23 protein-coding genes are annotated in these 24,395 nt (G+C 69.4%); 9 read left to right on the plus strand and 14 right to left on the minus strand.

Going from position 1 to position 24,395, the window contains the following annotated elements; genetic code table 11:
- Positions 1-2: 2 nt before the first annotated feature.
- Both AC3A5K_RS12055 and AC3A5K_RS12060 read left to right on the plus strand, forming a co-directional pair.
- Positions 3-2,822 carry a PAS domain-containing protein gene (locus tag AC3A5K_RS12055; RefSeq protein ID WP_487617783.1) on the plus strand — a complete coding sequence of 940 codons (2,820 nt, stop codon included), beginning with the start codon at positions 3-5 and terminating at the stop codon, positions 2,820-2,822.
- 267 nt (positions 2,823-3,089) lie between these two features.
- Entirely contained in the window at positions 3,090-3,386 is a 297-nt protein-coding gene (locus tag AC3A5K_RS12060; protein WP_487617784.1) for a hypothetical protein, read from the plus strand.
- Here AC3A5K_RS12060 and AC3A5K_RS12065 read toward each other — a convergent pair.
- From AC3A5K_RS12065 to AC3A5K_RS12075, 3 genes are all read right to left on the minus strand, one after another.
- On the minus strand, positions 3,359-4,150 hold the full coding sequence (locus AC3A5K_RS12065; RefSeq protein WP_487617785.1) for a dioxygenase family protein: 792 nt from the start codon (positions 4,148-4,150) through the stop codon (positions 3,359-3,361). The two genes, AC3A5K_RS12060 and AC3A5K_RS12065, sit on opposite strands and share 28 nt — an antisense overlap.
- Positions 4,151-4,255: 105 nt before the next feature.
- Entirely contained in the window at positions 4,256-5,245 is a 990-nt protein-coding gene (locus AC3A5K_RS12070; protein WP_487617786.1) for a serine hydrolase domain-containing protein, read from the minus strand.
- Positions 5,246-5,310: 65 nt separating this feature from the next.
- Positions 5,311-6,234, minus strand: a complete 924-nt coding sequence (locus AC3A5K_RS12075; protein ID WP_487617787.1) for an NAD(P)/FAD-dependent oxidoreductase — start codon at positions 6,232-6,234, stop codon at positions 5,311-5,313.
- Between the two features lie 156 nt (positions 6,235-6,390).
- Here AC3A5K_RS12075 and AC3A5K_RS12080 point away from each other — a divergent pair, with 156 nt between their 5' ends.
- Positions 6,391-6,846, plus strand: a complete 456-nt coding sequence (locus AC3A5K_RS12080) for an Rrf2 family transcriptional regulator (protein ID WP_487617788.1) — start codon at positions 6,391-6,393, stop codon at positions 6,844-6,846.
- Positions 6,847-6,907: 61 nt separating this feature from the next.
- Here the strand turns inward: AC3A5K_RS12080 and AC3A5K_RS12085 are convergent, their stop codons facing one another.
- Both AC3A5K_RS12085 and AC3A5K_RS12090 read right to left on the minus strand, forming a co-directional pair.
- Entirely contained in the window at positions 6,908-7,354 is a 447-nt protein-coding gene (locus AC3A5K_RS12085; RefSeq protein WP_487617789.1) for a hypothetical protein, read from the minus strand.
- Positions 7,351-7,995 carry a DUF5671 domain-containing protein gene (locus AC3A5K_RS12090; protein ID WP_487617790.1) on the minus strand — a complete coding sequence of 215 codons (645 nt, stop codon included), beginning with the start codon at positions 7,993-7,995 and terminating at the stop codon, positions 7,351-7,353. Before AC3A5K_RS12090 ends, AC3A5K_RS12085 begins: the two co-directional genes overlap by 4 nt.
- A 107-nt stretch (positions 7,996-8,102) precedes the next feature.
- Between AC3A5K_RS12090 and dinG the strand changes: the two genes are divergently transcribed.
- Entirely contained in the window at positions 8,103-10,265 is a 2,163-nt protein-coding gene (gene dinG, locus AC3A5K_RS12095) for an ATP-dependent DNA helicase DinG (RefSeq protein WP_487617791.1), read from the plus strand.
- A gap of 131 nt (positions 10,266-10,396) precedes the next feature.
- On the opposite strand, the gene AC3A5K_RS12100 is transcribed toward dinG, so the two are convergent.
- Together AC3A5K_RS12100 and AC3A5K_RS12105 are read right to left on the minus strand one after the other, a co-directional pair.
- A complete protein-coding gene (locus AC3A5K_RS12100) occupies positions 10,397-10,573 on the minus strand; it encodes a CsbD family protein (RefSeq protein ID WP_487617792.1) in 177 nt (58 codons plus the stop codon).
- Between the two features lie 170 nt (positions 10,574-10,743).
- Positions 10,744-11,583 carry an SDR family oxidoreductase gene (locus AC3A5K_RS12105; RefSeq protein ID WP_487617793.1) on the minus strand — a complete coding sequence of 280 codons (840 nt, stop codon included), beginning with the start codon at positions 11,581-11,583 and terminating at the stop codon, positions 10,744-10,746.
- 145 nt (positions 11,584-11,728) lie between these two features.
- On the opposite strand from AC3A5K_RS12105, the gene AC3A5K_RS12110 reads away from it, so the two are divergent.
- Positions 11,729-12,511 (plus strand): transglutaminase domain-containing protein, encoded by a 783-nt coding sequence (locus tag AC3A5K_RS12110; RefSeq protein WP_487617794.1) that lies wholly within the window; start codon positions 11,729-11,731, stop codon positions 12,509-12,511.
- Positions 12,512-12,522: 11 nt separating this feature from the next.
- Here the strand turns inward: AC3A5K_RS12110 and AC3A5K_RS12115 are convergent, their stop codons facing one another.
- From AC3A5K_RS12115 to AC3A5K_RS12125, 3 genes are all read right to left on the minus strand, one after another.
- Complete coding sequence (locus AC3A5K_RS12115) at positions 12,523-13,767, minus strand: GAF domain-containing sensor histidine kinase (protein ID WP_487617795.1); 1,245 nt, start codon at positions 13,765-13,767, stop codon at positions 12,523-12,525.
- A gap of 94 nt (positions 13,768-13,861) precedes the next feature.
- A complete protein-coding gene (locus tag AC3A5K_RS12120; protein ID WP_487617796.1) occupies positions 13,862-14,968 on the minus strand; it encodes a catalase family protein in 1,107 nt (368 codons plus the stop codon).
- A gap of 85 nt (positions 14,969-15,053) precedes the next feature.
- On the minus strand, positions 15,054-15,878 hold the full coding sequence (locus AC3A5K_RS12125; protein ID WP_487617797.1) for an alpha/beta fold hydrolase: 825 nt from the start codon (positions 15,876-15,878) through the stop codon (positions 15,054-15,056).
- Positions 15,879-16,115: 237 nt separating this feature from the next.
- Here AC3A5K_RS12125 and AC3A5K_RS12130 point away from each other — a divergent pair, with 237 nt between their 5' ends.
- A complete protein-coding gene (locus AC3A5K_RS12130; RefSeq protein WP_487617798.1) occupies positions 16,116-16,403 on the plus strand; it encodes a hypothetical protein in 288 nt (95 codons plus the stop codon).
- A gap of 109 nt (positions 16,404-16,512) precedes the next feature.
- Here the strand turns inward: AC3A5K_RS12130 and AC3A5K_RS12135 are convergent, their stop codons facing one another.
- On the minus strand, positions 16,513-17,223 hold the full coding sequence (locus tag AC3A5K_RS12135; protein ID WP_487617799.1) for an outer membrane protein: 711 nt from the start codon (positions 17,221-17,223) through the stop codon (positions 16,513-16,515).
- 251 nt (positions 17,224-17,474) lie between these two features.
- Positions 17,475-18,572, minus strand: a complete 1,098-nt coding sequence (locus AC3A5K_RS12140) for an ABC transporter substrate-binding protein (RefSeq protein ID WP_487617800.1) — start codon at positions 18,570-18,572, stop codon at positions 17,475-17,477.
- A gap of 95 nt (positions 18,573-18,667) precedes the next feature.
- On the opposite strand from AC3A5K_RS12140, the gene AC3A5K_RS12145 reads away from it, so the two are divergent.
- Positions 18,668-19,540 (plus strand): class I SAM-dependent methyltransferase, encoded by an 873-nt coding sequence (locus AC3A5K_RS12145; RefSeq protein WP_487617801.1) that lies wholly within the window; start codon positions 18,668-18,670, stop codon positions 19,538-19,540.
- 71 nt (positions 19,541-19,611) lie between these two features.
- On the opposite strand, the gene AC3A5K_RS12150 is transcribed toward AC3A5K_RS12145, so the two are convergent.
- Both AC3A5K_RS12150 and AC3A5K_RS12155 read right to left on the minus strand, forming a co-directional pair.
- Positions 19,612-21,270, minus strand: a complete 1,659-nt coding sequence (locus tag AC3A5K_RS12150) for a hypothetical protein (RefSeq protein ID WP_487617802.1) — start codon at positions 21,268-21,270, stop codon at positions 19,612-19,614.
- A 148-nt stretch (positions 21,271-21,418) separates the two neighbouring features.
- Positions 21,419-22,498 (minus strand): MBL fold metallo-hydrolase, encoded by a 1,080-nt coding sequence (locus AC3A5K_RS12155; protein ID WP_487617803.1) that lies wholly within the window; start codon positions 22,496-22,498, stop codon positions 21,419-21,421.
- Between the two features lie 164 nt (positions 22,499-22,662).
- Between AC3A5K_RS12155 and AC3A5K_RS12160 the strand changes: the two genes are divergently transcribed.
- Positions 22,663-23,280, plus strand: a complete 618-nt coding sequence (locus AC3A5K_RS12160; protein ID WP_487617804.1) for a TetR/AcrR family transcriptional regulator — start codon at positions 22,663-22,665, stop codon at positions 23,278-23,280.
- A gap of 144 nt (positions 23,281-23,424) precedes the next feature.
- Positions 23,425-24,363 (plus strand): GAF domain-containing protein, encoded by a 939-nt coding sequence (locus tag AC3A5K_RS12165; protein WP_487617805.1) that lies wholly within the window; start codon positions 23,425-23,427, stop codon positions 24,361-24,363.
- Positions 24,364-24,395 lie beyond the last annotated feature (32 nt).

Genomic DNA, 24,395 nt, shown 5'->3' on the forward strand with positions numbered 1-24,395 from the left:
ACGTGCCCGCGCCTACCGCCGACCGCCTCGATTTCCTGCCCACGCACGGCGACATGCCGGCCAGGATCGCCGCGTTCGACTGGAGCACCACGCCGCTCGGTCCCATCGAAATCTGGCCGCAATCCCTGCGCACCACGCTGGCCCTGATGCTCGATTCGCGCTTCGCGATGTGCCTGTGCTGGGGCCCGGATCTCACCCTGTTCTACAACGATGCCTATGCGCCGATGCTCGGTGCCAAGGAATCCCGCGCACTCGGCCAGCCGCTGCAGCAGATCTGGTCCGACGTCTGGAACGACATCCAGCCGCTGGTCGACAGCGTGATGTCGGGCACGGCGACGTGGAACGAGGACATGCCGCTGACGATGCTTCGCAACGGCTATCCGGAAGAAACGTACTGGACGTTCTCCTATACGCCGGTGCGCGACGAAGCGGACACGATCGCCGGGCTGCTCAACATCACTACCGACGTCACCCGCAAGGTGCAGAACGAGCGCCGCCTGCAGGCGGACGTCGCGCAGATGGGCCGGATGTTCGAACAGGCGCCGAGCTTCATGGCGATGCTGACCGGGCCCGAGCACGAGTTCCAGTACATCAATCCCGCCTACCAGCGGCTGATCGGCGACCGCCAGGTCATCGGACGGCGGGTCGCGGATGCATTGCCCGATGCCGTCGCGCAGGGCTATCTGGAGCTGCTCGACCAGGTGTACCGCAGCGGCCAGGCGTACGCCGCGGACGGCGCGCAATACATCGTGCAGCCCGGTCCCGGCAGCGCGTCGGTCGAGCGGTATGTCGACTTCGTCTACCAGCCGATCACCAGCGACGCCGGTGTGATCGGCGTCTTCGTCCAGGGCGTCGACGTGACCGCACGCCGGTTGTCCGACCTGGCACTGATCGCGCGCGAAGCGGAGCTGCGGACGATCAACACCGATCTCGAACGCCAGGTGGTCGAACGCGCCCGCGAGCGCTCGCTGACCTGGCAGGTCACGCCGGATCTGCTGGCGGTCGTGGACCCCGACGGCGCGATCGAAGCCGTCAACCCCGCCTGGACCCAGGTGCTGGGCTGGAGCGCCGAGGATCTGGTGGGCCGCGCGTGGTGGGAGCTGGTCAGTCCCGACGACCAGCACGTCACCCGGGATGTCCTGGCGTCGCTGCGTGCCGGCCGTCCGGTGCGCAGCTTCGAGAACCGCTGGCGTACCCGCGCCGGCAGCCTGCGCACCCTGTCGTGGGTGGCCACGCCGGAAGCCGGCCGCTTCTATTGCAGCGCGCGCGACGTGACCGACATCCAGGCCGCGGCCGAGGCGCTGTCGCGCTCGCAGGCGCAGTTGCGGGTGCTGTTCGAGACCAGTTACCAGCTGCAGGCCATGTGCACGATCGACGGCACACTGACCGACGCCAACCGCACCGTGCTCGACACGCTGGGCATCGGCTTCGACGACATCGTGGGCCAGCCGCTGTGGTCGACGCCGTGGTTCTCGCGGACGCCGCACATGTCCGACCACGTGCGCGCGATGTTCCTGCGCGCGGTCGGCGGTGAGACCGTCCGCGACGAGATCGCCGTGGATCTGACCTCTGGGCGACGCAGCTACGATCTGTCGATCCGCCCGATCCGCGACACCGGCGGCCGCATCATCGCCATCGTGCCCGAGGCGATCGACACGACCGACCGCCGCAACGCCGAAGCCGCGCTGCGCCAGTCGCAGAAGCTCGAAGCGATGGGCCAGCTCACCGGCGGCGTCGCGCACGACTTCAACAACCTGCTCACGCCCATCGTCACCGCACTCGACCTGGCCGCCGATCCCGAATCCCGCCTGGAACGACGCACCCGCATGGTCGCCGTCGCGCGCCAGTCCGCCGACCGTGCCGCCACGCTGGTCCAGCGCCTGCTGGCGTTCTCGCGGCGCCAGCCGCTGCAGCCGGTGAACGTGGATGCCGGCGAGCTGGTCGCGGGCATGGCCGACCTGATCGACAGTTCCAGCAGTCCGCGGATCCAGATGGTCGTCGACATCGCCGACCCGCTGCTGCCGGCGGTGGCGGATCCGAACCAGCTCGAGATGGCGATCCTCAATCTGAGCGTCAACGCCTGCGATGCGATGCCCGATGGCGGCGTGCTGACCCTGGCGGTGCGCAACGACCGGGTCGGCGTGGCCGAAGACGACACCGCCGCCATCGGCGACTACGTCGTGATCACGGTGCGCGACACCGGCCACGGCATGGACGAAACCACGCGCCAGCGCGCGATCGAACCGTTCTTCTCCACCAAGGGTGTCGGCAAGGGCACGGGACTGGGCCTGTCGATGGCCCATGGTCTGGCCTCCCAGCTGGGCGGCTGGCTGGCGATCGACAGCGCACCGGATGCGGGCACCACCATTGAACTCTGGCTCCCCGTCGGCGTCCGCCGCGCGGGCACCGACGCACATCACAACGAGGGGCAACACGTGAACACTTCAGCGGATTCCCGCGGCACCGCACTGGTTGTCGACGACGAGGACGGCGTACGCATGTGCACCGCCGATGCCCTCGACGACATGGGCTATCGCGTGGTGGAGGCCGCGTCGGCCGAAGAGGCGCTGCAGGCACTGGACGGCGGCCTGACGCCGGACGTGATGGTGACCGACCACCTGATGCCCGGCATGACCGGCGCCGAACTTGCGCGCAATGTGATGGGACGCCTGCCGGCGACCGCGGTCGTGATCGTCTCCGGCTACACCAGCATGGCCGACTTCGAGCCGGGCCTGACCATCCTCAGCAAGCCCTTCCGCCAGCACGAGCTCGTCGCGAGCGTCGAGGCGGCGGTGCAGGCGCAGCAGTCCGCCGCCGCCTGAGATGCCGGACCGCATCCGCCGGCAGGCCCGGCGGATGTCACGTCCCCCGTCGCGCCTTGCGCATGACCGGATCGATGCAGGGCTGCGTCGCGATTCGAACCCGGACGGCCGCGCGGGCGACCTTCAGGCACGCGCCGATGGCTGACATCGCACGGCCCGGGCACGTCACAGGCCGCCTCCGGCACGCACACACCGCAGTACCGCGCGCTGCACGGACGCCGGCCACTGGCCGCGCGTTCACCTGGTAGATCGCAGGATGTTGCCGCCATGACCCCGCCCCGCCTCCAGCGCTATGCCAACCGCAACGGCGACAGCGGTGTGACCGCCTGGTCGATCCATGCCGAGACCCTGTCGGTCGAGTTCGGATATGGCGCCGTGTACGTCTATGCGGCGCGCGAGCTCGGCGCCGACACCTTCCTGGCGCTGTGCACGGCGGCGCGCGTGGGCCACGGCCTGGCGACGGCGATCAGCCGCGATGTCGGCGACCGCTACGCGGCCCGCTTCGAGGACCGCGTGCAGTGGACACGCGCGGTCGCTCAGACCTCGGCGCCGTCGAAGCGGTAGATGTCCATCGCCAGAAAGCCCATGTCGATGCCGGCGTCGATCCGCTGCGCGCCGAGCCGGTCGCCACCGGCCGCGCCCATCGCCACGAACAGCGGCAGCAGGTGCTCGTCGGTAGGATGCGCACGCGCCGCGAACGGGGCCTGGCGGCGGTAATCGAGCAGGGCCTGTGTGTCGTCCGCGCGCATTCTTGTTTCGACCCAGTCGGTGAACAGTCGCACGTACTCGGCTTCGACCGCATCGTGGCCGCGCCAGTCGTGCAGGTTGTGGGTGATGCTGCCCGAGCCGATCACGAGCACGCCGTCGTCGCGCAGCGGGGCCAGCGCACGGCCGACCGCAAGCTGGTGCGCCGGACCCAGCGTCGGCTGGATCGACAGCGGCACCACCGGGATGTCGGCATCCGGATACAGCAGCCGCAAGGGCACCCAGACCCCGTGATCGAGGCCACGCGCCGGATCGACGTCGACGTCCAGTCCGGCATCGCCGAGCAGACCGGCGACCCGCTGCGCGAGTGCTGGATCGCCCGGCGCCGGATAGCGCAGATCGAACAGCGCCTGCGGAAAGCCGCCGAAATCATGGATCGTCTCCGGCGCGGCCGCCGCCCCGACCTGCGGTCGCGGCGCCAGCCAGTGCGCCGAGGCGACGACGATCGCGCGCGGACGCGGCAGGTGGCGGGCAAGTTCGGCCAGGCGCTCGCCGACGCGGCCGGGCGCGAGCGCGGTCATCGGCGAACCATGGGAGATGTACAGGGCGGGCTGGCGGGACATGCGGGGCGACCGGCGCGTCGCGGACTGCGACCCCCGTAACGATGGGGCCCCGGGCAGCGCGCGGAAGCGCCATGCCCGTCCCGCAGCGTCGCGGGGGTGCAACACTCAGCGCGACTGGGTGGCCAGGATGCGGCCCATCAGGCCGTGCAGCTGGCCCAGATGTCCGGACCGCGCGGTGCCGGTGCTTTCGTCGGACGTCATGACCACCGTCAGTTCCAGCGCCGGCACGATGTACAGCATCTGCCCGCCGTGCCCCCAGCCGTAGCGCACGTCGTGGCCTTCGATCCGGCGCGTGAACCAGCCGTAGCCATAGCCATCACCGGTGTAGATCGACTGCGTGCGCGGTCGCCAGGACTGGGCGATCCACGTCGCCGGCAACAGCTGCGCGCCGTCACTGGCGCGCCCGTCGTTGCGGTAGAGCTCGCCGAAGGCCAGCAGCGAGCGTGGCGTCATCGCCATCTGGTTGCCGCCGAGATAGATCCCCTGCGGATCGCGTTCCCAGGCGGTGATCGCGAAACCCGGCTGCGGCCCCAGCCACTCGCGTGCGAGCTGCAGCGTCGGCTTGCCGCCGACGCGGGTGAGGATCGCCGACAGCAGATGCGTCGAGCCGGTCGAATACAGCATGCCGCCGCCGGGCGCGTCGACGAAGGGCTGCGCCAGCGCGGCGCGCACCCAGTCGCGCTGCGCGACCCAGCGTCCGTACTGGCGACCCGAGGTCGGCTGCAGCCCGGCCTGCATCGACAGCAGATGGCCGATGGTCAGGTCCGCCATCCGCGGATCCGGCGACGCCGGCAGGCGGTCGGCGAGCAGCGGCGCGACCGGCTGGTCGACGCCGTCCAGCAGGCCACGTTCGATCGCGACGCCGACGAGGGCCGAGACCACCGATTTCGACGCCGACTTGATGTTGGTCGAGCGGCCCGGCGATCCACCGTGGTAGCCGCGCTCGGCCAGCACCGCGCCGTCACGCGCGACGATCACCGTGCGCAGCGGCGCCAGGGCCTGGGCATCGTCGAGTACGGCATCGAGCGCGGTGGTCGAGGCAGCGGCCATCGGCGCGCACAGCGCGAGCAGCCACAGGCAGAGCAGACGTGTCATGGCTGCAGTATCCGGGCCCACGCGGAAACTCGCGGTGAACCCTTGCCGTCCACGACCGCGTCCGCTCAGGCCACGCGCCTGCCTGCGCCCGCAGCCTCGGCGACCAGCGACTGGTGTGCACCGACACCCGCCAGCACACCGGCGGAGATGGCCGCGGTCGCGCTGTGCATCGGACTCGCGGCATCGCCGGCGGCGTAGACGCCCGGCACCGTGGTGCGCTTCATTGCATCCACGCGGACGTGCGCGCCCAGCAGGCCGTCGTCGAACGCGCACCCCAGTTGCGCGGCGAGCGGGCTCGCCTGGTGGCTCGCCGGAATCATGAACACCGCCGCGATCGCGACCACCCGGCCATCCGCCAGGCGCACGCCGTCGAGCGCCGGCGCCTCGCCGAGCAGCGCGACGATCGGGCTGTGTTCGATCGTCACGCCGCGCGCGGCCAGCTGCGCGGCCGTATCCGCGTCGGGCGGGAAGCGTCCCTGGGTGAAATACGTCGTCGGGCCCCAGTCCGGCAGCATCAAGGCGTGATGCGCCGCGCCGGGATGGTTGGCCAGTACGCCCAGCGCGCGACCGGCGACCTCGTAGCCGTGGCAGTAGGGGCAATGCAGGACGGTGGCGCCCCAGCGCGCAGCGACGCCGGATACGTCCGGCAGCGTGTCGCGCAGGCCGGTCGCCAGCACCAGCCGACGCCCGCTGCGCGTGCTGCCGTCGTTCAGGGTGACCAGAACGCCCGCGGCGTCCGCGGTCGCGGTCAGCACTTGGGCCGCCAGCAGTTCGGCGGTCGGATACCGCGCCAGTTCCGCACGTCCGTGCGCGAACAGCTGCGCCGGCGGTGTGCCGTCGTGACCGAAGATGTTGTGCGCTGCGGCGGCGAAACGGTTCCGCGGCAGGCCGCCATCGATGACCAGCACACGCCGCCGCGCACGCGCCAGCGCCTGGGCCGCGGACAGTCCGGCGAAGCTGCCACCCACCACGATCACGTCATACCTCATGTCGTCTCCATCGCGCGGCGCCCGTCACCGACGGCGACGTCATTACGCCACTTATGAAGTTTCATGATGCGCCGATCACGCGCGCTCTTGCAACTTGTGTTGTGTCGTGAGCGGGCGGCTGCTATACCGGGCGTCCCCGGCACCCCGATGCTTCCGATGCGCAACGACAGTCGCCTGAGCCGCATGCTGCATGTGTTGATCCATCTCGCCGAACGCGATGCGCCGGCGACGTCGGACGACATCGCCGCGATGCTTGACACCAATCCCGTCGTCGTGCGGCGGACCATGGGCGGCCTGCGCGATGCAGGCCACGTCCATTCGCTGAAGGGACACGGCGGCGGCTGGTCGCTGGCGCGGCCGCTGGCTGCGATCACCCTGCTCGACATCCACGAAGCGCTCGGCGCGCCGGCCCCGTTCGCGTTCGGTGTGGCGAACGACACCCCGAACTGTCTGGTGGAACAGGCCGTCAATGCGCATCTCATCGAGGCCATGGGCGCAGCCGAGACCCTGCTGCGCACGAGGCTGGCGGCGGTGACGCTGGCCGACATCGCCCGCGATTTCGAAGCGAAGCGCGCCACGCATGCCGGCCGGCGAGGCAGACACCGCGCCTAGGACGGGGCCGCCACCTGGAGGGCAGCGCGACGTCGACAGGCGCGTCGCCGCCAGCCCGCGCTCAGGGCACGGAATCCGGGGACTCGGCCTGCACGCCGCGCTCGAGCGTGCGATCGAAGCAGGTCTCGCCAACGGGATGCTGCCAGTCGCGCTGCGTCCACGGTTCCGCCTGGCGCAGGGCGTTGCGGCTGTCGGTCGCGAAAGTCGCGCACAGGCGGAAGGTGCGGGGATCGACGACGGTGTAGCCGTAGGCCAGGCCGCTGACCGGATCGACGACGCGGGCGTTGCCGCCCAGCGCCGCCAGCGATGCCGGCAGCGCGTTCTCGCGGCGCGCGTGGGTGTTGACCAGCTGCTCGATACGCACGAGATCGCGGATGCGCGCGGCATCGAGTCGCGACTCGCGCTGTGCCGACGGCGATCCGATCAGCACCAGCACCGTACCCACGGCCAGCAACGCCACCACACCCCCGGCGATCAGCAGGCCGCGGCCGTATCCGGAGACCGTCATGGCTCCATCTCCTCGCGGCGCAGATCGAGCAGGTAGAACGAGAAGATCGCGCCCGAAATCATGCCGGCGACCAGCACCTTGAGCAGGAAACGCACGCTCAGCTCGCCGCCCAGCACGTTGTAGACCAGCGCGATCAGATCGCACAGCAGCACGGTCGCCGCCAGGAACAGCGTCATGTAGGTCAGCCATCGCCGCACCGCCGACAGCCGTTTGAGCGGACTGCGCGCGATCTCCCGCGACAGCTTGTGGGCGACGAAGGCGAACACCGGGAACGCGATGACGACCGAGGCCGCGGCCCAGCGCATCGACTGGCCCAGCCGTTCGAGCCGGTAATCCGGATCGGCCGGATCCGGGAAGGCGTAGTTGATCAGGTCGAACAGCAGGCTGCCCAGCTGCCACGCCGAGACGTAGAGCGTGGCGAACAGCACCAGATGCAGGAAGGCCTCGCGCGCCGAGAGATACGGACGCGGACGCGGCACCGGCACCGCGAACGGGATGTCGGCATAGGTGCCCAGCGCGCTGCGCACCTGTTCGGGCGGCCAGCCGGCCCGGTCCAGCACGTCGGCTACTTCATCGCGGCTGGCGCCTGACGCCAGCGCATCGCGGACGAATACGTCCAGATCCTGTGTGGCCGCGGCCATCGGCATCTCCCTGTCGAAGGCGCGAATCTAGCAGCCGCCTGGCCGTCCGGTCATCGCGTTCAGAAATCAATCTCGGCCTGCGGGACCGCGCGTGGGAAAATGCGCGCATGGGCGAACCCGAACTCCAGTCGCCGGCCGAACCGGCCGCCGCGACGCCGCGCGCGTTGACCGACGCGCTGAAGGCCGACATCCGCGATGCGTACGCGAAGCTGCAGGCCAATACCCCCGGCTTCAGCACCCGCCGCTCGCAGAGCCAGATGATCGCCCTGGTCTCGCGTGCGCTGGCGACGTCGGGCGGCATCGGCATCGCCGAGGCGCCGACCGGCGTCGGCAAGAGCCTGGCCTACATGACCGCCGGCGTGCCGATCGCGCTGGCGACGAAGAAGAAGCTGGTCATCAGCACCGGTACCGTGGCCCTGCAGTCGCAGCTGGTCGAACGCGACATTCCCGCGTTCCTGAAGGCGACCGGCATCGAGGCGACCGTCGCGCTGGCCAAGGGCCGCACGCGCTACCTGTGCACGCGCAACGCCGCCGAGCTGCATGGCGAGACCAGCCAGGCCGGCATGTTCGGCGATGCCCCGCTCGGCGCCGACGAGGGCGGCGACTACGAGGCCCAGCTCTACGACCGCCCGCTGGCGCCGCACGAGACCGAGGCGGCGCGCCGGCTGCTGGAAGCGCATGCCGACCGGCTGTGGGACGGCGATCTGGATGCCGCGCCCGAACCCGTCTCGCCGGCCCTGCGTACGCGCATCACCACACCGGCGTCGGGATGCGCCGGCCGCCGCTGCAGCTTCGCCCAGCAGTGCCCGGTGCTGAAGGCGCGCAACCACGTGCGCGAGGCGCAGATCGTGGTGACCAACCACGCATTGCTGCTGTCGTCGCTGTCGCTGGGCGATGTCGAGAACGGCCAGCCGCTGCTGGCGGCGCCGGCCGACATGCTGCTGGTGCTCGACGAAGGCCATCACGTGGCCAGCGTCGCGATCGACCAGGGGGCGGCGAAGCTGCCGCTCGGCGACATGGCCCGGCGCGTCTCGCGGCTGCAGATCCTGATCGCCGGTGCCTACCGGCTGGTCGACAAGGAGAAGATCGGCACGCTGCTGCCGAACGAGGCGATCGAGCTGGCGACGCGCGTGTCGAAGGCGCTGAAGGCGTTCCGGCTGGAAATCGACGCGGTGTGGCGGCCCGAGCCCGACGACCGCGATCCGATGTGGCGCGCGGTCAACGGACGCCTGCCCGAGGCATGGCAGCCGGCGATCGAGACGCTCGGCGAAGACAGCCGCGCCCTGTTCAACTGGGTGCACGCGGCGCAGACGCTGGTCGCGCGCAGCAAGCAGGACGATCCGGCGCGCGAGCGCCTGCAGCGCAGCCTCGGCATGGCGCTGGAGATGGTCGAACAGCAGCACGACCTGTGGTCGGGCTGGCGCCGCGAGGACCGCGACGGCCAGCCGCCGTTCGCACGCTGGGTCACCGCCACCCGCGATGGCGACCTGGTCTGCCACTGTTCGCCGGTGTCGGCGGCGCAGGTGTTGCGCCAGTTGCTGTGGAAGGACATCGACTCGGTGGTCATGACCTCGGCGACGCTGACCGGCGGCGGCGATTTCCAGTCCTTCGCGATCGATACCGGCCTGCCCGATCACGCCGAGATGGCGTCGCTGCCCTCGCCGTTCGACCTGCGCCGGCAGGCGCAGCTGATCGTGCCGAATTTCCCGGTCACGCCCGACGACCGCGAAGGCCATCCCAAGGCGATCGCCGAATACCTCGTGCGCGAACTCGACTGGAAGAAGGGCAGCATGGTGCTCTTCACCTCGCGCTGGAAGATGGAGAAGGTCGCCGAACTGCTGCCGGCCTCGCGCCGCGCGCAGGTGCAGATGCAGACCGGCACCAACAAATCGCAGGTCGTCGCCGAGCACCTCAAGCGCGTGGCGGCGAAGGACGGTTCGGTGCTGTTCGGCCTGAACTCGTTCGGCGAAGGTCTGGACCTGCCGGGCGAGGCCTGCACGACGGTCGTGATCACCCAGGTGCCATTCGCGGTGCCGACGGACCCGCAGACCTCGACGCTCAGCGAATGGCTGGAAGGCCGCGGCCTCAACGCCTTCAACCTGATCGCGATTCCGCATGCGCTGCGCACGCTGACCCAGTTCGCCGGTCGCCTGATCCGCACGTCCAGCGATACCGGGCGCGTGATCATTCTCGATTCGCGGCTGATCAGCCGGCGCTACGGCAAGAAGATCCTGGATGCGCTGCCACCGTTCGAGCGGGTGATCGGCTGACGGCTGTCTGCGCGGTCACACGCGGCGCGGGGTGTGATGCGCCGGCATCAGAACCGGCGTGTGTTCCATAACTCCCCCAAATGCGACAGGCGGCCGAAGCCGCCTGTCGAGTGACGCGTCGCAGTTGGAACTCAACGACCCTTGCGGGCGTCGTCGTTGGCCTTGCCGACCGCGCTCTGCACCTTGCCGGCCGTTTTCTGGGCCTTGCCTTCGATCTGCTTGCCGGTGTTGCCTGTCACCTTGCCGGCGATTTCCTTTGCGGTGCCCTTGACCTGGTTCTTTGCACCTTCGGTACGGTTCTTGTCCATCGTCATCGCTCCGCCTGCGGGGATTGCAGGGTGCGCACGTTGTAGAAGCGATCGCGCGATGCAGAGGTGAAGTTTTCCGCTGCAAAACCCGCGTAACGCGACGCTGGATGCCACACGTTCATCCAGCAGCGCATTCAGTCGCCTGCGCATCAGCACCGGGCGCGCGGGGATCACAGGATCGGTGCGCCACCGGTCACCGCATAGCGGCCGCCGCTCATGTAACTCGCTTCGTCCGACGCCAGCAGCACATAGATCGGCGCGCACTCGGCCGGCTGGCCAGGCCGCTTGAGCGGGACCTGCGAACCGAACGAGGCCACTTGGTCCGGCGGCATCGTCGACGGAATCAACGGCGTCCAGATCGGCCCCGGTGCGACCGAGTTCACGCGTATCCCCTTGTCGGCCAGCAGCTGCGCGAGACCCGCACTGAAGTTCGCGATCGCGCCTTTCGTCGCCGCGTACGGCAGCAACGTCGCCTTCGGCTTGTCGGAGTTGATCGAACTGGTGTTGATGATCGACGCGCCCGGCTGCATGTGCGGCACCGCGGCCTTGCACAGGTGGAACATCGCGCTGACGTTGACCTGGAAGGTGTAGTCCCACTTGTCGTCCGGAATCTCCTCCAGCGATGTGTAGCTCATCTGGTAGGCGGCGTTGTTGACCAGGATATCGAGCCGGCCGAACGCATCGACCGCCTTCTGCACGATCGCGCGACAATGCGCGGGATCGGCCAGATCGCCGGGCACCAGCTCGCAGCGGCGGCCGGCGGCTTCGACCAGGCGCTGCGTCTCGCGCGCATCCTCGTCTTCGTTGAGATAACTGACCAGCATGTCCGCGCCTTCGCGCGCGTAGGCCAGCGCGACCGCGCGTCCGATGCCGCTGTCGCCGCCGGTGATGATCGCGACCTTGTCCTGCAGGCGGCCGCTGCCGCGGTAGCTGTCTTCGCCGTGATCGGCGGGCGGATCGAGCTTGCCTTCGACGCCGGGGACCGTCTGCTGTTGTGCGGGCTGTTGCATGGGGTGCCTCTCGACCGTGGAGAGCCGCCACCCTGCCCGCCCAGACGTCGGCCGATCGTGACCGGCGCAGGCAGACCCGCTGCGGTGTGTGCACGGGCTGCACATCGCGTCGTCTACGCTCGCGCCTTCGAACGGGAATGTCCAAATGCGCCTGCAGGCCGGTTGCGAGATCGTGGTGGAGGCAGACGCCGACTGCGCAGTGGTGGCCATGCTGCGTCCGCGCAGTACCGCCAGCCAGTGGCTGGTCAGCGAAACCTGGCGGTTCACGCCGCAGGTGCGGCCTGCGGAATTCATCGACGGCTTCGGCAACGTCTGCCAGCGCTTCATCGTGCCCAAGGGCCGGATGACGCTGCGCGCCGAGATCGAGATCGAGACCGAGGCGGACATCGCCGTGGCCGGTCACGCGCCGGCCACACCGCCCGCGCAGCTGCCGCACGACACCGTGCAGTTCCTGCTGCCCAGCCGCTATTGCCCGTCGGACATGCTGTTCGACGAGGTGCTGGGCATCGTCGGCAATGCCGCGCCCGGCGGCGCGCAGGTCGATGCGATCTGCCAGTGGATCCGCGACCACATCGTCTATCGCTACGGCGAGAGCAACGCGAGCACCGATGCGCTGGAGACCATGCGCCACGGTGCCGGTGTCTGCCGCGACTACGCCCATGTCGGCATCGCGCTGTGCCGTGCGCTGCGGCTGCCGGCACGCATGGTGGTGGGCTATCTGTACCAGCTCGAGCCGATGGACCTGCATGCCTGGTTCGAGGTCTGGCTCGACGGGCGCTGGTACACCTACGACCCCACCCAGGCCGAGCCGCGTGGTGGACGCATCGTCGTGGCGACGGGCCGCGACGCGGCGGACGTGGCCTTCCTCACCAACCATGGCGGGCTGGCGACGATCGACATGCAGGTGTGGGTCGGGCTGTCGCCCTGACCTGCGCAGTTTCAGTCCGGGCGTTGGGTCGCCGGCTGCGATGGATCGCCCGCGGCGTCCGCGCGGCACGGCATCGAGAACACCAGATGCGTGCCGCGACGATCGACGTTCGCATCGAGGCGGCCACCATGGGCGCGCGCGATTTCAGCGGCGATGAACAGATCCCAGCCGGGTGCGTCCCGATCGCTGCCGTGATCCAGTGCGGACGCCGGCTCGAACAGCTGCGCGAGCATCGTCGGACCGAGCTCGCGGCCGCCGACCAGCACCGAGACATGCAGCGTGTAGTCGCGGGTGTACGCGTCGAGGGTGACGGTGTCCTCGGCGTCGCCGCTCTTGAGCGCATGCGTGGCCAGAATCACCAGCAGCTGACCGAGGCGCGGCAGATCGCACTCGACCGGATGGTCGATCCCGATCGACGCCGCGAGCGGCCGCAGGGGATGCTGCGCCGCGACCTGTGACACCACGCGTTCGAGTTCATGCGCCACGACGTGGGCCGACTGCAGGACCGCCGGACTGCTGCCGGACAGGCGCCGGTGGGAGAAGTCGACGATGTTGTCGAGCAGCGCCGACATCTTCCACACGTTCGCTTCGATGGCGCGCACGCGCGTGCGCAGTCCGGCATCGAGTTCCGGGTGTTCACGGATCTCGTAGGTGTCCATCAGCACCGCCTGGATGGGCGCCCTGAAATCCTGGCTGATCACCGAAATGAAGGTTTCGCGCAGCCGTGCGACGTCGAGCGCCGTCGACAGCGCCGATGCACTGGTGCGCAGGCGGTCCTCGCTTTCGAGCTGCATGCCGATCAGGTCGGCGAACAGTTCCAGCGTGCGCACGATGCCGGGGTTGTCGAGATCCGCCGGCCTGGAATCGATGGCGCACAGCGTGCCGAAGAACGCACCGTCGCCGCGGTGGATCGGCACCGAGATGTAGCTTTCCAGTCCGTAATGCCGGGTCGTGGGATGGTCCGCCCATACCGGATCCCGACTGGCGTGGCCGAACACCACCGGCTGGCGGTGCTGGCGGACCTCGTTGCAGATCGTCGTGCCGAGTTCCAGTTCGCCCCCCGGCTGCAGACCGAAGGACATCGCGTCGTGGACCGCGCAGGCCATCCAGCTGGCCTCGGTCACCCGCGCGATCGCGACGAAGCGCATCCCGGTCAGATGCACGATGGTGTCGAGGATCTTCGGAACGGCCCCGATGCGGGCAACCGCTTCGACATCGGCAATGGCCGGATCAGGCTCGCGCGTCGGAGAACTCATGGGGCGTCAGCGTACGCGGCCACCCGGGCGTGCGCCATGGCCCGAATGCAGCGATGCGCGGTAACGCCATCGCCTGACGACCGGACGCTGGCGGTCACGCCTGACCCGTGGAGGCGAACGGACAACCGGTGCCTAACGGTGCGCCCTGTTTCCCGGCGCGGAACCCCTGCGACGCGGCGTACGCGGAGCGGCGCAGCCGCATGATTTCGCCCAGCGGCCGGTGCGCCTCCAGGCCATGCCAGGGGCTGAAGCCGACACCGTCGTCGATGGCATGGCTGGCGGCCTCGCTCCAGGCGTCCTGCGCCGGCGCAATGACCCGCGCGACGATCCGGTACGGGCTGCGCGTCTCGTCCCACTCGGCCTGTGCATCGTCGATCGGCATCTCGGCGAGCGAGGTGCACAGCTGCGCACGCAGCTCCCATTCGGCGTCGTGGCTGCGGCAGAAATCGACGACCGCCGAGCGGATCGCATCGTCGTCCGCGAGATCCAGCTTCGAATCCGCCAGCGCGCGCAGTGCGGGCGAGACCGGCACCATCTGCAATTTGGCGATGTGCTCGCCGTAGCGCAGCGGCAGCTGGCTGAAGAAGGTCTCGCCCAGAATGTGGTGCGGCGGCTCGCCGCCCATGGCCTTGAGCGTGCCGCTTTCGCCGCCCAGCGCCTCGAGCCCACGTTCGGTGCCGCGCAGGATCGCCGACACCAGCTGCTTGGTACGCGTCATGCGATCGGTCGTTCTGGCCAGCAGTTTCAGGCTGCGCAGGAAGGCCTTGCCGTCCGGCGCACTGAAGTGCGGCCCATTGACCATGATGAAATCCTGCACGCCGTCGGGACCATCGCCCGGCAGACGTACGCCATCGACATTGCACAGCCGCAGCGCGACACCGCGTGGCGTCGACACGCGGTCGGCCAACAGATCGCCCGGCGTGGTCGAAAAGCGCAGCACCGCGGGGTAGTGCGCCGGCGTTGCGAACACGCCCTGCGCCAACTCGGGTGCCAGGCCGGCGGGAATCTCCACGCGCGCCTGCAGCAGGCCATGACTCTTGGCGTGGACCGCGCGCAAGGCGTGGCCTTCGTCCTCCCAGGTCTGTTCGCAGATCGACAGCAACACGGCGTCGAGCTCGGCCGAAAGTTCGGCCTCGTCGGGACCCGGTGTGGACAGGTGCGCGTCGTAACGCTGGTACGCGAGGGGATACGGCGTGGACATGACGCTCTCCTGGACAGTCGGTCAGCACGGTCACGACGCGCAGGCTGGCGGCCCCGTGGGACCGCCAACGCTGCGCCAGCCCCACTCAGCGGGCGAGGAAGTCCAGCAGCGCGCGGTTGAAGGCGTCCGCGTGGCTGACGTTGAAGCCGTGCGGGGCATCCGGCACCACCACCAGTTCGCTGCCGGCGATCGCCGCGTGGGTACGCTGGCCCGAGCCTTCGAACGGCACGGTCGCGTCGCCATCGCCGTGCAGTACGAGGGTCGGCACGGTGACCTGGGTGAGATCCTGGCGGAAATCGGTCGTGGCGAACGCCTTCATGCAGCCGAGGGCCGCCGTCTGGTCCGACTGGCGGGCCAGCGCGATCGCCGCCTGGCGCTGCGACTCGTCGACCTTGAGGGTGCCGTCGACGCTGAAGAAATCGGTGGTGAAGCCGTCGAAGAACGTGTCGCGATCGGCCTTCAGGCCGTCTTCCATCTCCTGGGCCTTGTCCTGCGTCAACGGGCCGTCCGGGTTGTCGTCGGTCTTCATCAGATACGGCGGCACGGCCGCGGCGAAGACCACACTGTGCAGCCGGTCCTCGCCGTGGTTGGCGACATAGCGCGCGACTTCGCCGCCGCCCATCGAAAAGCCCACCAGGGTGACGTCACGCAGATCGAGATCTTCGAGCACGCCCGCGAGATCGTTGGCGAGGGTGTCGTACTCGTAGCCGTCCGCAGGCTTGTCGGAACGGCCGAAGCCGCGGCGGTCATAGGCGACGACACGATAGCCGGCGTCTTTCAGAGGGCCGACCTGTTCCGACCACGAGGCGGCCGAGAGCGGCCAGCCGTGGATCAGGACGACGGGGCGGCCGGTGCCACCGGAATCTTCGACATGCAGACGGACGCGCGGGGAAGCGGAGACAGAGGACATGGGACTTCCTGATGGACGGGGAGCGGCCATGCTGTGAGCCGCTCCTTCCGTCGGGCGTGAAGCGGCGCCTGTGACGCAGTTCGCGATATCGACCCGGTACAGCTGCGCGCGCACGGTGTGATCGTGAAGGGCCGTGTCGGAGTTGCCAGCCGGGCGTGGAGACCGGGCATCCCGGTTCACACGCCGCCGATGCAGGCGTAAGCAGACTCGCGGCCTACCCGACAGGAGGAGCGCCCCGTGGAGAGTTTCACCCTGGAATACGACATGTCGCAGAGCCTGTGGGTGCTGCGCAACGACGGCACCGGCCAGGTGGTTCGGGCGTTCCTGAGCCGGCGTGAGGCGACCGAAGGCGGCCTCGTGCAGGAACTGGTGGGCGAGCACGCGACGCTGCGCATCCGCAATGCCGACGGCAGCTACGAACGCGAACTGGCGCGTCATCTGGGCCTCGACACGCCGACCGTGGTGGCGACGGACGCGGCCCGCGCCGCGAACGTGTCGATGCTGGCGGTCCCGACCGCGGCCTGAGCCTCACCACGCGGCGGGCCTCCGAAAGGCGGACATGACAAGGGCGCCCGAGGGCGCCCTTGTCGTATCGCGGAACCATCCCGGCGCCGGAGCGCCGGGACAGCGTGGATCAGAACGTGTACTCGGCCTGCAGACCCAGCAGTGCGGTCGAACGCTTCGGACCGTCGAAACGACCACCGCTCACCGGATCACGCACGTCACCGGACTTGGCGCGGTAGTAGTCGTAATGCACACCGACGCTGAAGTTCTCGGTGGCGTTCCAGCCGGTGCCGACGCCGGCATACCAGCTGTTGCGGCCATCGCTGCCGCCGCTCTCGAGGCCCAGGTTCTGGCCGACCGAGTTGTAGTAGTCGAAGTTGTTGTCGGAAGCGCGGAAATAACCGCCGCGGCCGCTGACGTACCACGCCGGCATCACGTTCCAGCGCGCGTTGCCGCCGATCTGCCAGCCGCGCAGCGCGTTGGTGTCGCGGCTCTGGTCCACATTGTCGCTGTTGGTGACGTTGCGGATTTCGATGTTGCCGAGATCGGCGTAACCACCTTCGATGCCGATGCCGAAGCTCGGCGCGACCTTCCAGCGGTAACCGGCGACCAGGCCGTAGCCGGTCTTGCGGCCATCACGGCTTTCGAACACGTTGAAATCGCCGGTGCCGAAGCGGCCAGCGGTGCCGCCGTCGGTACGACCGACGTTACCGGCGACGAATGCGTTGCCTTCGCCGACCTGCAGGTCGGGACGGTAGGTGTCGCCGCCCATGCTCTGGGCGAATGCGGACGGGGCGCACAGCGCGGCCGCGATCGCGGCAGGAATCAGGAGCTTCTTCATCGGGGCCTTCCTTTTCTTGGTCTTGGAGACGCGATCAACCGCGTCTTTGCGGGGGAATTCCGCAACGCCAAGCGGCGTCGCGGGGCGCAGTAAAGACCGTCCAGCCTGAAGCGCACACAAACCTTCACGCGCACTGCACCTATTTGCAGGGCGCGTGTTCAAGTTGCGTTTACGGCGATGAGGAACCTGTCCCCGTTCCACGGGTCACGGCCTGTGTTCGACAGGCCGCGCGCCCGACGCGACTACGCAATTCAGGGCGCAGTCACCGCCTCGACGGCCGGCGGCGGCTCGACGCCGTCGATGCGCGCCTGCACTTCGAACATGCCCGATCCACTGCCGAGGCTTTCGACGCGCACGGTGTAGCGGCCCGCCGTCAGGCGCGTGGACAGGCGCGAATTCGTGCCGGCACCACCATCGTCATCTTCGAAGTCGCCCCCCGGACCCTGGACATGCAGCACGGTGTCGAATTCCTCCGAGCGCGCATCCAGGGTGACCTGCGTATCGCGCGGCACATCAAGCACGAACTGGCGACCGCTGCCGCCTTCGACACGCGCGAACACCGTCTGGCCCGAGACCAGCGCCGTGCCGTCCTGGGTGACCATGCCGCCGGGCAGCGGCGCGTAACGCACGGCCAGATTGAAGTCGCCACTGCCGCCGCCTTCGAGCGCGGCGACGTTCATCGTGTAGCTGCCGGGTTCGAGGAACAGGCGCAGCAGCGAATCGGTGCCGCCGCCGCTGTCGTCGTTCTCCGCCTCGACGCCCGGTCCGCGCACGCGCAACACCGGATCGAACGCGGTCGACGCCAGCGTGATGGTGTACAGACCGGCGCGCTCGACCTGCAGCGTGTAGTCCTGCGCACTGCCGGTCAGCCAGTCCATGACCTCGCCCTCGCCTGCCAGCGGCTTGCCGTCGTAGGCCGCGATGACCTTCGCGCCCAGACGGAACGGGCCGTAGGCCTCGGCGCCGCGGCCGCTGACCACGACCAGATAGTCGCCGGCCGTGGTCGCGCGGAACGAGAGCCCCGGACCTTCGCCGCGGCCGATCATCTGGTCGCCGTTGAACACCGCCAGCGTGCCGGTGAGCGGGCCTTCCAGCGTCAGCGACACGGCCTGCCCTTCGGTCAGCGGCAGCGAGAACTTCTGGTAGCGGCTGCCGTCGCTGTAGTTGACGCCACTCGACGAGGTGATCTCGCCGGCCACTTCGCCGTCGATCTCCAGCGCGGTCGTGCCGGCGTCGGCGCGTGCGGTCGTCGCCGCCTCCGTCTTCCCTCCGTCACCCGACACGTTGAACCCACACCCCGACAGCAACAGCCCGGCCGAAACGGCCACGGTGATAGCGGCAACGCGCATGCGACGACTTCCGAAAATGGACGGCATCCGTCCGGAGCCGCGATTCTCGTCGAAGCGCAGGCAATCGGACAGGGGGCGCCTGCGGACCGGTTACGATGCCCGCCCGATCCGAGTCCGACTCCGCGATGCCCCACGCCACCGGCCCCCTGTTGACCCGCGAGACTGCCGAGGCGCTGCTCGCCGCACGCGGCGCCGGTGCAACCGAGTGGTCGGGATCGCTGGACCTGGGCCGAAGCGTCGACACGGTGACCGTCGCCGACGATCACTGGTCGTGGCGCGGCCATGACTATCCGTGGCCGGGCACGCTCAAGGACCGCACGCTCTACGTGCTGGAGGGCGATGCGTGGTCCGCGGTGTCGCGGTATGGGCGCTCGCTGATCAAGCTGGTGCCGACCGACTGGGGCCCGCCGACGTTCGAGATCGACGGCATCAAGATGCTGGTCTCGGCGCGGATCTCGCCGATCGAGGATGCGCGGCAGAAGGTCGCGCTGGTCGCGCCGCGCGGCAAGACCGTGCTCGATACCTGCGGTGGTCTGGGTTACTTCGCCGCGTGCTGTCTCGAATCGGGCGTCGCGCAGATCCGCTCGTTCGAGAAGAACGAGGACGTGCTGTGGCTACGCACGCTCAATCCCTGGTCGCCCGATCCGGAGGCGCCCGGGAGCGGCGGTCGCCTGCTGCTGGCGCATGCCGACATCTCCGAGGCCATCGTCGACATCGCCGATGCCAGCGTCGACGCAGTGCTGCACGACCCGCCGCGTTTCGGCATCGCCGGCGAACTGTATTCGCAGGTGTTCTACAACCACCTCGCGCGTGTGCTGCGCCGGGGCGGACGGCTGTTCCACTACACCGGGGCGCCGAACCGCCTGACCAGCGGCCGCGACGTGCCGCGCGAGGTCGCGCGACGGCTGGAGACCGCGGGGTTCAAGACCGGGCTCGCGCTCGACGGTGTGCTGGCGAACCGGCGCTGATCACGGCTGACGCGTCGCCTGGAAAAACGCCGGCCAATTGGCCGGCGTCATGTCTTCGTCCGATCCGATGATCAGCGGTTGCCGCTGATCCCGTCCGAGTCGCGACGGATGTTGGCGCGGTCCTGCTCGTTCTCGATGCCGGCCAGCATCTGCTCCTCGATCTGCACCTGGAGCTGCGACTGCTCGATCACGTCGGCGTAGTCCTCGCCCAGTGCTTCAGCCAGTTGCGACTTGGCCTCGGTGGTCAGGCGACCGGAGACCTCGCTGACGATCTGCCCGCTCAGGCCCTGCACCGCCTCGCGGATCGCGCCCTCCGGCAGCGCATCCGCCAACGCGTTCTGGACCGCGTCGCCGGCACGCAGGTTGGCAGGCAGTGCGGCCAGGGTCAGATCCACCAGGAAGCCGATGGCCTGGGCCGTGGATTCGCGGCTGGCAGCGATGGCGTCGTACTGCTGGGCCACGGCTTCGCCGGTGGCGGCGCGCAGCACGACCAGCTGGCCGGATGCCTCTTCGAAGCCCTCGTAGTTCTCGCGGCCGGCGCTGGCATTGATCTCGCTCGTCAGCTGGGCGCTGTAATCGAGCACGTTGGCCTGTACGACGCCCGGAAGCGAGGCATCGGGATTGAACAGGATCTCGCCGAACAGCGCGCCCAGTGCATCGACGTTGGCGCTGTAGATGCGCTCGCCGGGATCGGCCGCGTTGCCGGCGCTCGCGCTGTCGTAGGTGCTCATGGCACCCAGCACCGCATCGCTGTGCGACAGGAACAATTGGCTCAAGGCCGTGTTGCGATCGCCGGCCTCCATGCGGCCGAACCAGTCGGCGTTCGACGCCGGCAGTCCGGCGAATTCGATCGCGAGCGTGGCCGCGGCGGGATCGGCGCTGCGCGCGACGGCGGACATCAGCAGGCTGAGGCCGTCCTGCAGGCGGATGTCGGCCGGATCGGGCTGGCGCGCATCGCCATTGGCGAGCCCCGTGATGCTGTCGTTGCCGAACAGGCTGGACGACCGCTCGACGTGTTCGAGGAACGTCGCGCGATCCTCGGCGCTCAAGCCCGACAGCGCGTCGACCACGCGATCCGGACGCGTGGTGTCGTTGCCGATCATCTGCGCGGCAATGCCGGCCGCCGCATCGCGGGTCACTTGATCGACCGCGTCGTTGAGCACGTACTGCTCGATCAGATGCTCGGCGTAATCGGCACGGAACTGCGACGCTTCGGGGCCGGTGCCCGCCGACATCAGTTCGACGAAATCACGCGCCTGCTGCGCGGTGTCCAGTCCCGAACCGGTGCTGTAGGCACTCTGCGACAGCACGGCGCCATCGAGCGGACTCTGCTGGCGTGTCTCCGGACCGTACGACGATGGATTGGCCGGCACCTCGAAGGTCTCGAGCGCCGGATGCCCGGCGTTGTAGGCGCCTGCGATCGCTTCGCCCACCAGTCCGAGCTGGCGTGCGTCGAGACCGTTCAATTCGGACGGATTGAGCCAGGAGTTGAGTGCGTTCGAATCGGCATCGAGGATCGCCGCGGTCAGCTCCTGCCGCTGCTGCGCATCCAGCCCGTCGAGGCTGTCGGCGAACGCGTCCGCGCGCGCCGCGTAGTCGTCACGGAAGATCTGCGAGCCCACACCGAGCAGGCGCTCGGCCTCTGCCTGCGGGTTCCAGCCGGGCTGCTGGCTCGGCGTCTGGGTCGGAAGCTGGGTGGGCAGTGCATTCTGCTGGACGCTGGTGTTCATGGGGGCTCCGGGCGAGCACGATGACTGGCCGCCACTCTAGGCAGCGGCCCGTGCCGGTCGCATGCGGGGCAACCCTAGGTCCGGACCGGCGTTCATGCCCCGGTCGGCCGGACCTTTGCGGACCGGCGGGTCCGCCCGGCCGTTCCGGTCAGTCGGCTGTGGCGGACATCTGCATCTCCCGCCACCAAGCCGAGGTCGGCTGCGGCGCGGTGAGGTCGACACGCTCGCCCATCTTCGGCGTGGACAGCGGCAGCCCCTGGTCGGTAGCGAGCGCGCTGATCCGCTCGAAGGGCTCTTCCCAGGCGTGCATCGCCAGGTCGAAGGTGCCGTTGTGCACCGGCAGCAGCACGCGGCCGCCGAGATCGCGATGCGCCTGCAGCGTCTGCTCGGGCAGCATGTGCACGAAGGCCCAGCGCCGGTCGTAGGCGCCGGTTTCGACCATGGTCACGTCGAACGGCCCGAAGCGGCGGCCGATCTCGGCGAAGCCGTCGAAATAGCCGGTGTCGCCGCTGAAGAACAAGCGCAGGCCCGGATCGTCCGGAGCGGCCGGCGGATCCACGATCACCCACGACGCCCACAGCGTGCGGTCGCCGTCGAACAGGCCGCGCCCGGAGAAATGCTGGCCCGGCGTCGCGGTGAACTGCAGACCGTCGACTGTCGTGCCCTGCCACCAGTCCAGCTGACGGATCCTGTCGGCCGGCACTCCCCAGCGGATCAGGCGGTCACCGACGCCGAGCGGCGTGAGGAAGACTTCCGCGCGTTCGGCCAGCGCGCGCACGGTGGCGCGGTCGAGATGGTCGTAGTGGTCGTGCGACAGCACGACGCCACGCAGCGGCGGCAGGTTCTCCAGCGCGATCGGCGGCGCGTGGAAGCGACGCGGACCGGCCCACTGCACCGGCGAGGCGCGTTCGGCGAACACCGGATCGGTGATCCAGAAACCGCCGCGCAGCTTCAGCAGCAGCGTCGAATGGCCCAGCCGGTACAGGCTGCGGTCGGGCGCGGCATCCAGGTCGGCGCGGGTCAGCGGCAGCACCGGGACCGGCGACGTCGGCACCGTGCCGTCCGGCTTGTTGAACAGGACATCCCAGAACAGGCGCAGGCTCTTGCCCAGCCCCATCGCCGGGCGCTCGACCGGATTGCGGAACTTGCCGTCGACCGCCTGGGGCGAGGCGGTGTAGTCGGCGACGGGGTGGCTGGTACGGGCGTACGACAGCAGACAGGCACTCATGAGGACAGCTCCGGAGACGAGGACGGTCAGGGCCAGGCGTCGGCGGACGGACCGGCGTGGCGCAGGCGGGGGACGGGAAGGCACGGCGGATGGCTCCACTGAACTACACCGTGCAGTTTACGTATTGAATCCAGGAAGTAAACCGGTCGGTGTAGAATTGCCCTGTGACGACCGCACCCGACCCCACGCTCCGCCTGACCGACCGCAAGCACGCCGCCATCCTCGAGGCGGCCGTGGCCGAGTTCCGCGCCTCGGGCTACGAGGCCACCAGCATGGATCGCATCGCCGCCCGCGCCGGTGTGTCCAAGCGCACGGTCTACAACCACTTTCCAGGCAAGGAAGCGCTGTTCGTCCGCATCCTCGAGGAAATGCTGGAACGGGGTGTCTGCGGTCCGGACCTCGCCTACCGCCCGGACCGTCCGCTGCGCGCACAGCTGCTGGAACTGGTCGACCAGAAACTGCGGCTGTTGCACGACCCGCATTTCGTCGACCTGGCCCGGGTGGCGATCGCCGCCGGTATCCATTCGCCGGACCTGGCGCGCACCATGCTCGACCAGCTGGGCGATCGTGAGGAAGGCCTGACCACGTGGGTCATCGCCGCCGCTGCCGATGGCCGGCTGAAGACCGACGATCCCCGGTTTGCGGCGATGCAGCTGCAGGGCCTGCTGAAGGGGTTCGCATTCTGGCCGCAGCTGTCGATGGGGCAACCGCCGCTGGATGCCGCGCAGGAAGCGCAGGTCGCCGGCTCGGCGGTGGACATGTTCCTCGCCTACTACGCCTGAGCCGTCGGCTATGGCCGAAGCTGTCGCCTTGCGTCGCCAACGACCTGCACGCTGCGCACGCGGCAGCGCACTGCCCGCAGGGTGACCGTCCCTTGACGGCGCCGTGGCGACACTCGACGCCCCGCCGTAGAGAGACCGAAACCGATGGTCGCAGCGACGTCCCCCGCCCCGCACACCGAATCCGCACGCCAGCGCGCGCTCGACCGCTACCACGTGCTCGACAGCCTGCCCGAGGCCGCCTACGACGACATCGTCCATCTCGCGGCCACGCTGTGCGGCACGCCCAGCGCCCTGATCACGCTGATCGACCACGACCGCCAATGGTTCAAGGCGCGCACCGGCATCGACGTGCAGCAGACCCAGCGCGAGGTGGCGATCTGCGACCACGCGATCCGCGCGCCGGACACGCTGCTGGAAGTCGCCGACCTGCGCGATGACGACCGCTTCGCCGCCAACCCCTACGTCAATGGCGACGCGGGCGACATCCGCTTCTACGCCGGCATGCCGCTGGTGGCCCCGGACGGCGCGGCGATCGGCACGGTCTGCGTACTCGACGACGCACCGCGCACGCTCACCGACACGCAGCGCACCGCCTTGCAGTCGCTGGCGCGCGTGACCATGACGCTGCTCGAAGCGCGTGCACGCGAACGTGCGCTCGAACACACCGCCTTCGTCGCCGAGGCCGCGCCGGCGACCAACGCGCCCGAGGCGGACGATGCGGGTTATCTGCTGGCCCTGATCGAACTGCAGGACCACGCCGGCACCGTCGAACGCATCGGCGAACGCACGACGGAGAAGCTGCTGCTGCAGCTCGATGCGGCGCTGGAACAGGCGCTTGCGGGCACCGCCGGCGACGCGGTGACCCGCAGCAGCGGCAGCGGCGAGTACGTGGCCGTGCTGCACGGCGAGGCGGCGGCCGACACGCTGGCGCGCCTGCAGGCGGTGATCGCGCAGGAGACCGGCGCCCAGGGTCTGCGCTTCCTCAGCGGCACCGCCCATGGCCGGGCCGGAGAGCCGACCGGTGCGGTCTTCCTGCGCGCCGATGCCGCGCTGCTGGATCGACGCGACGCCGATTTGCGCTGATCACCACCAGCGCGGCGTGCGCGCGTCCGACT

This window comes from Luteimonas sp. Soil_C_5 (genome assembly GCF_057656615.1).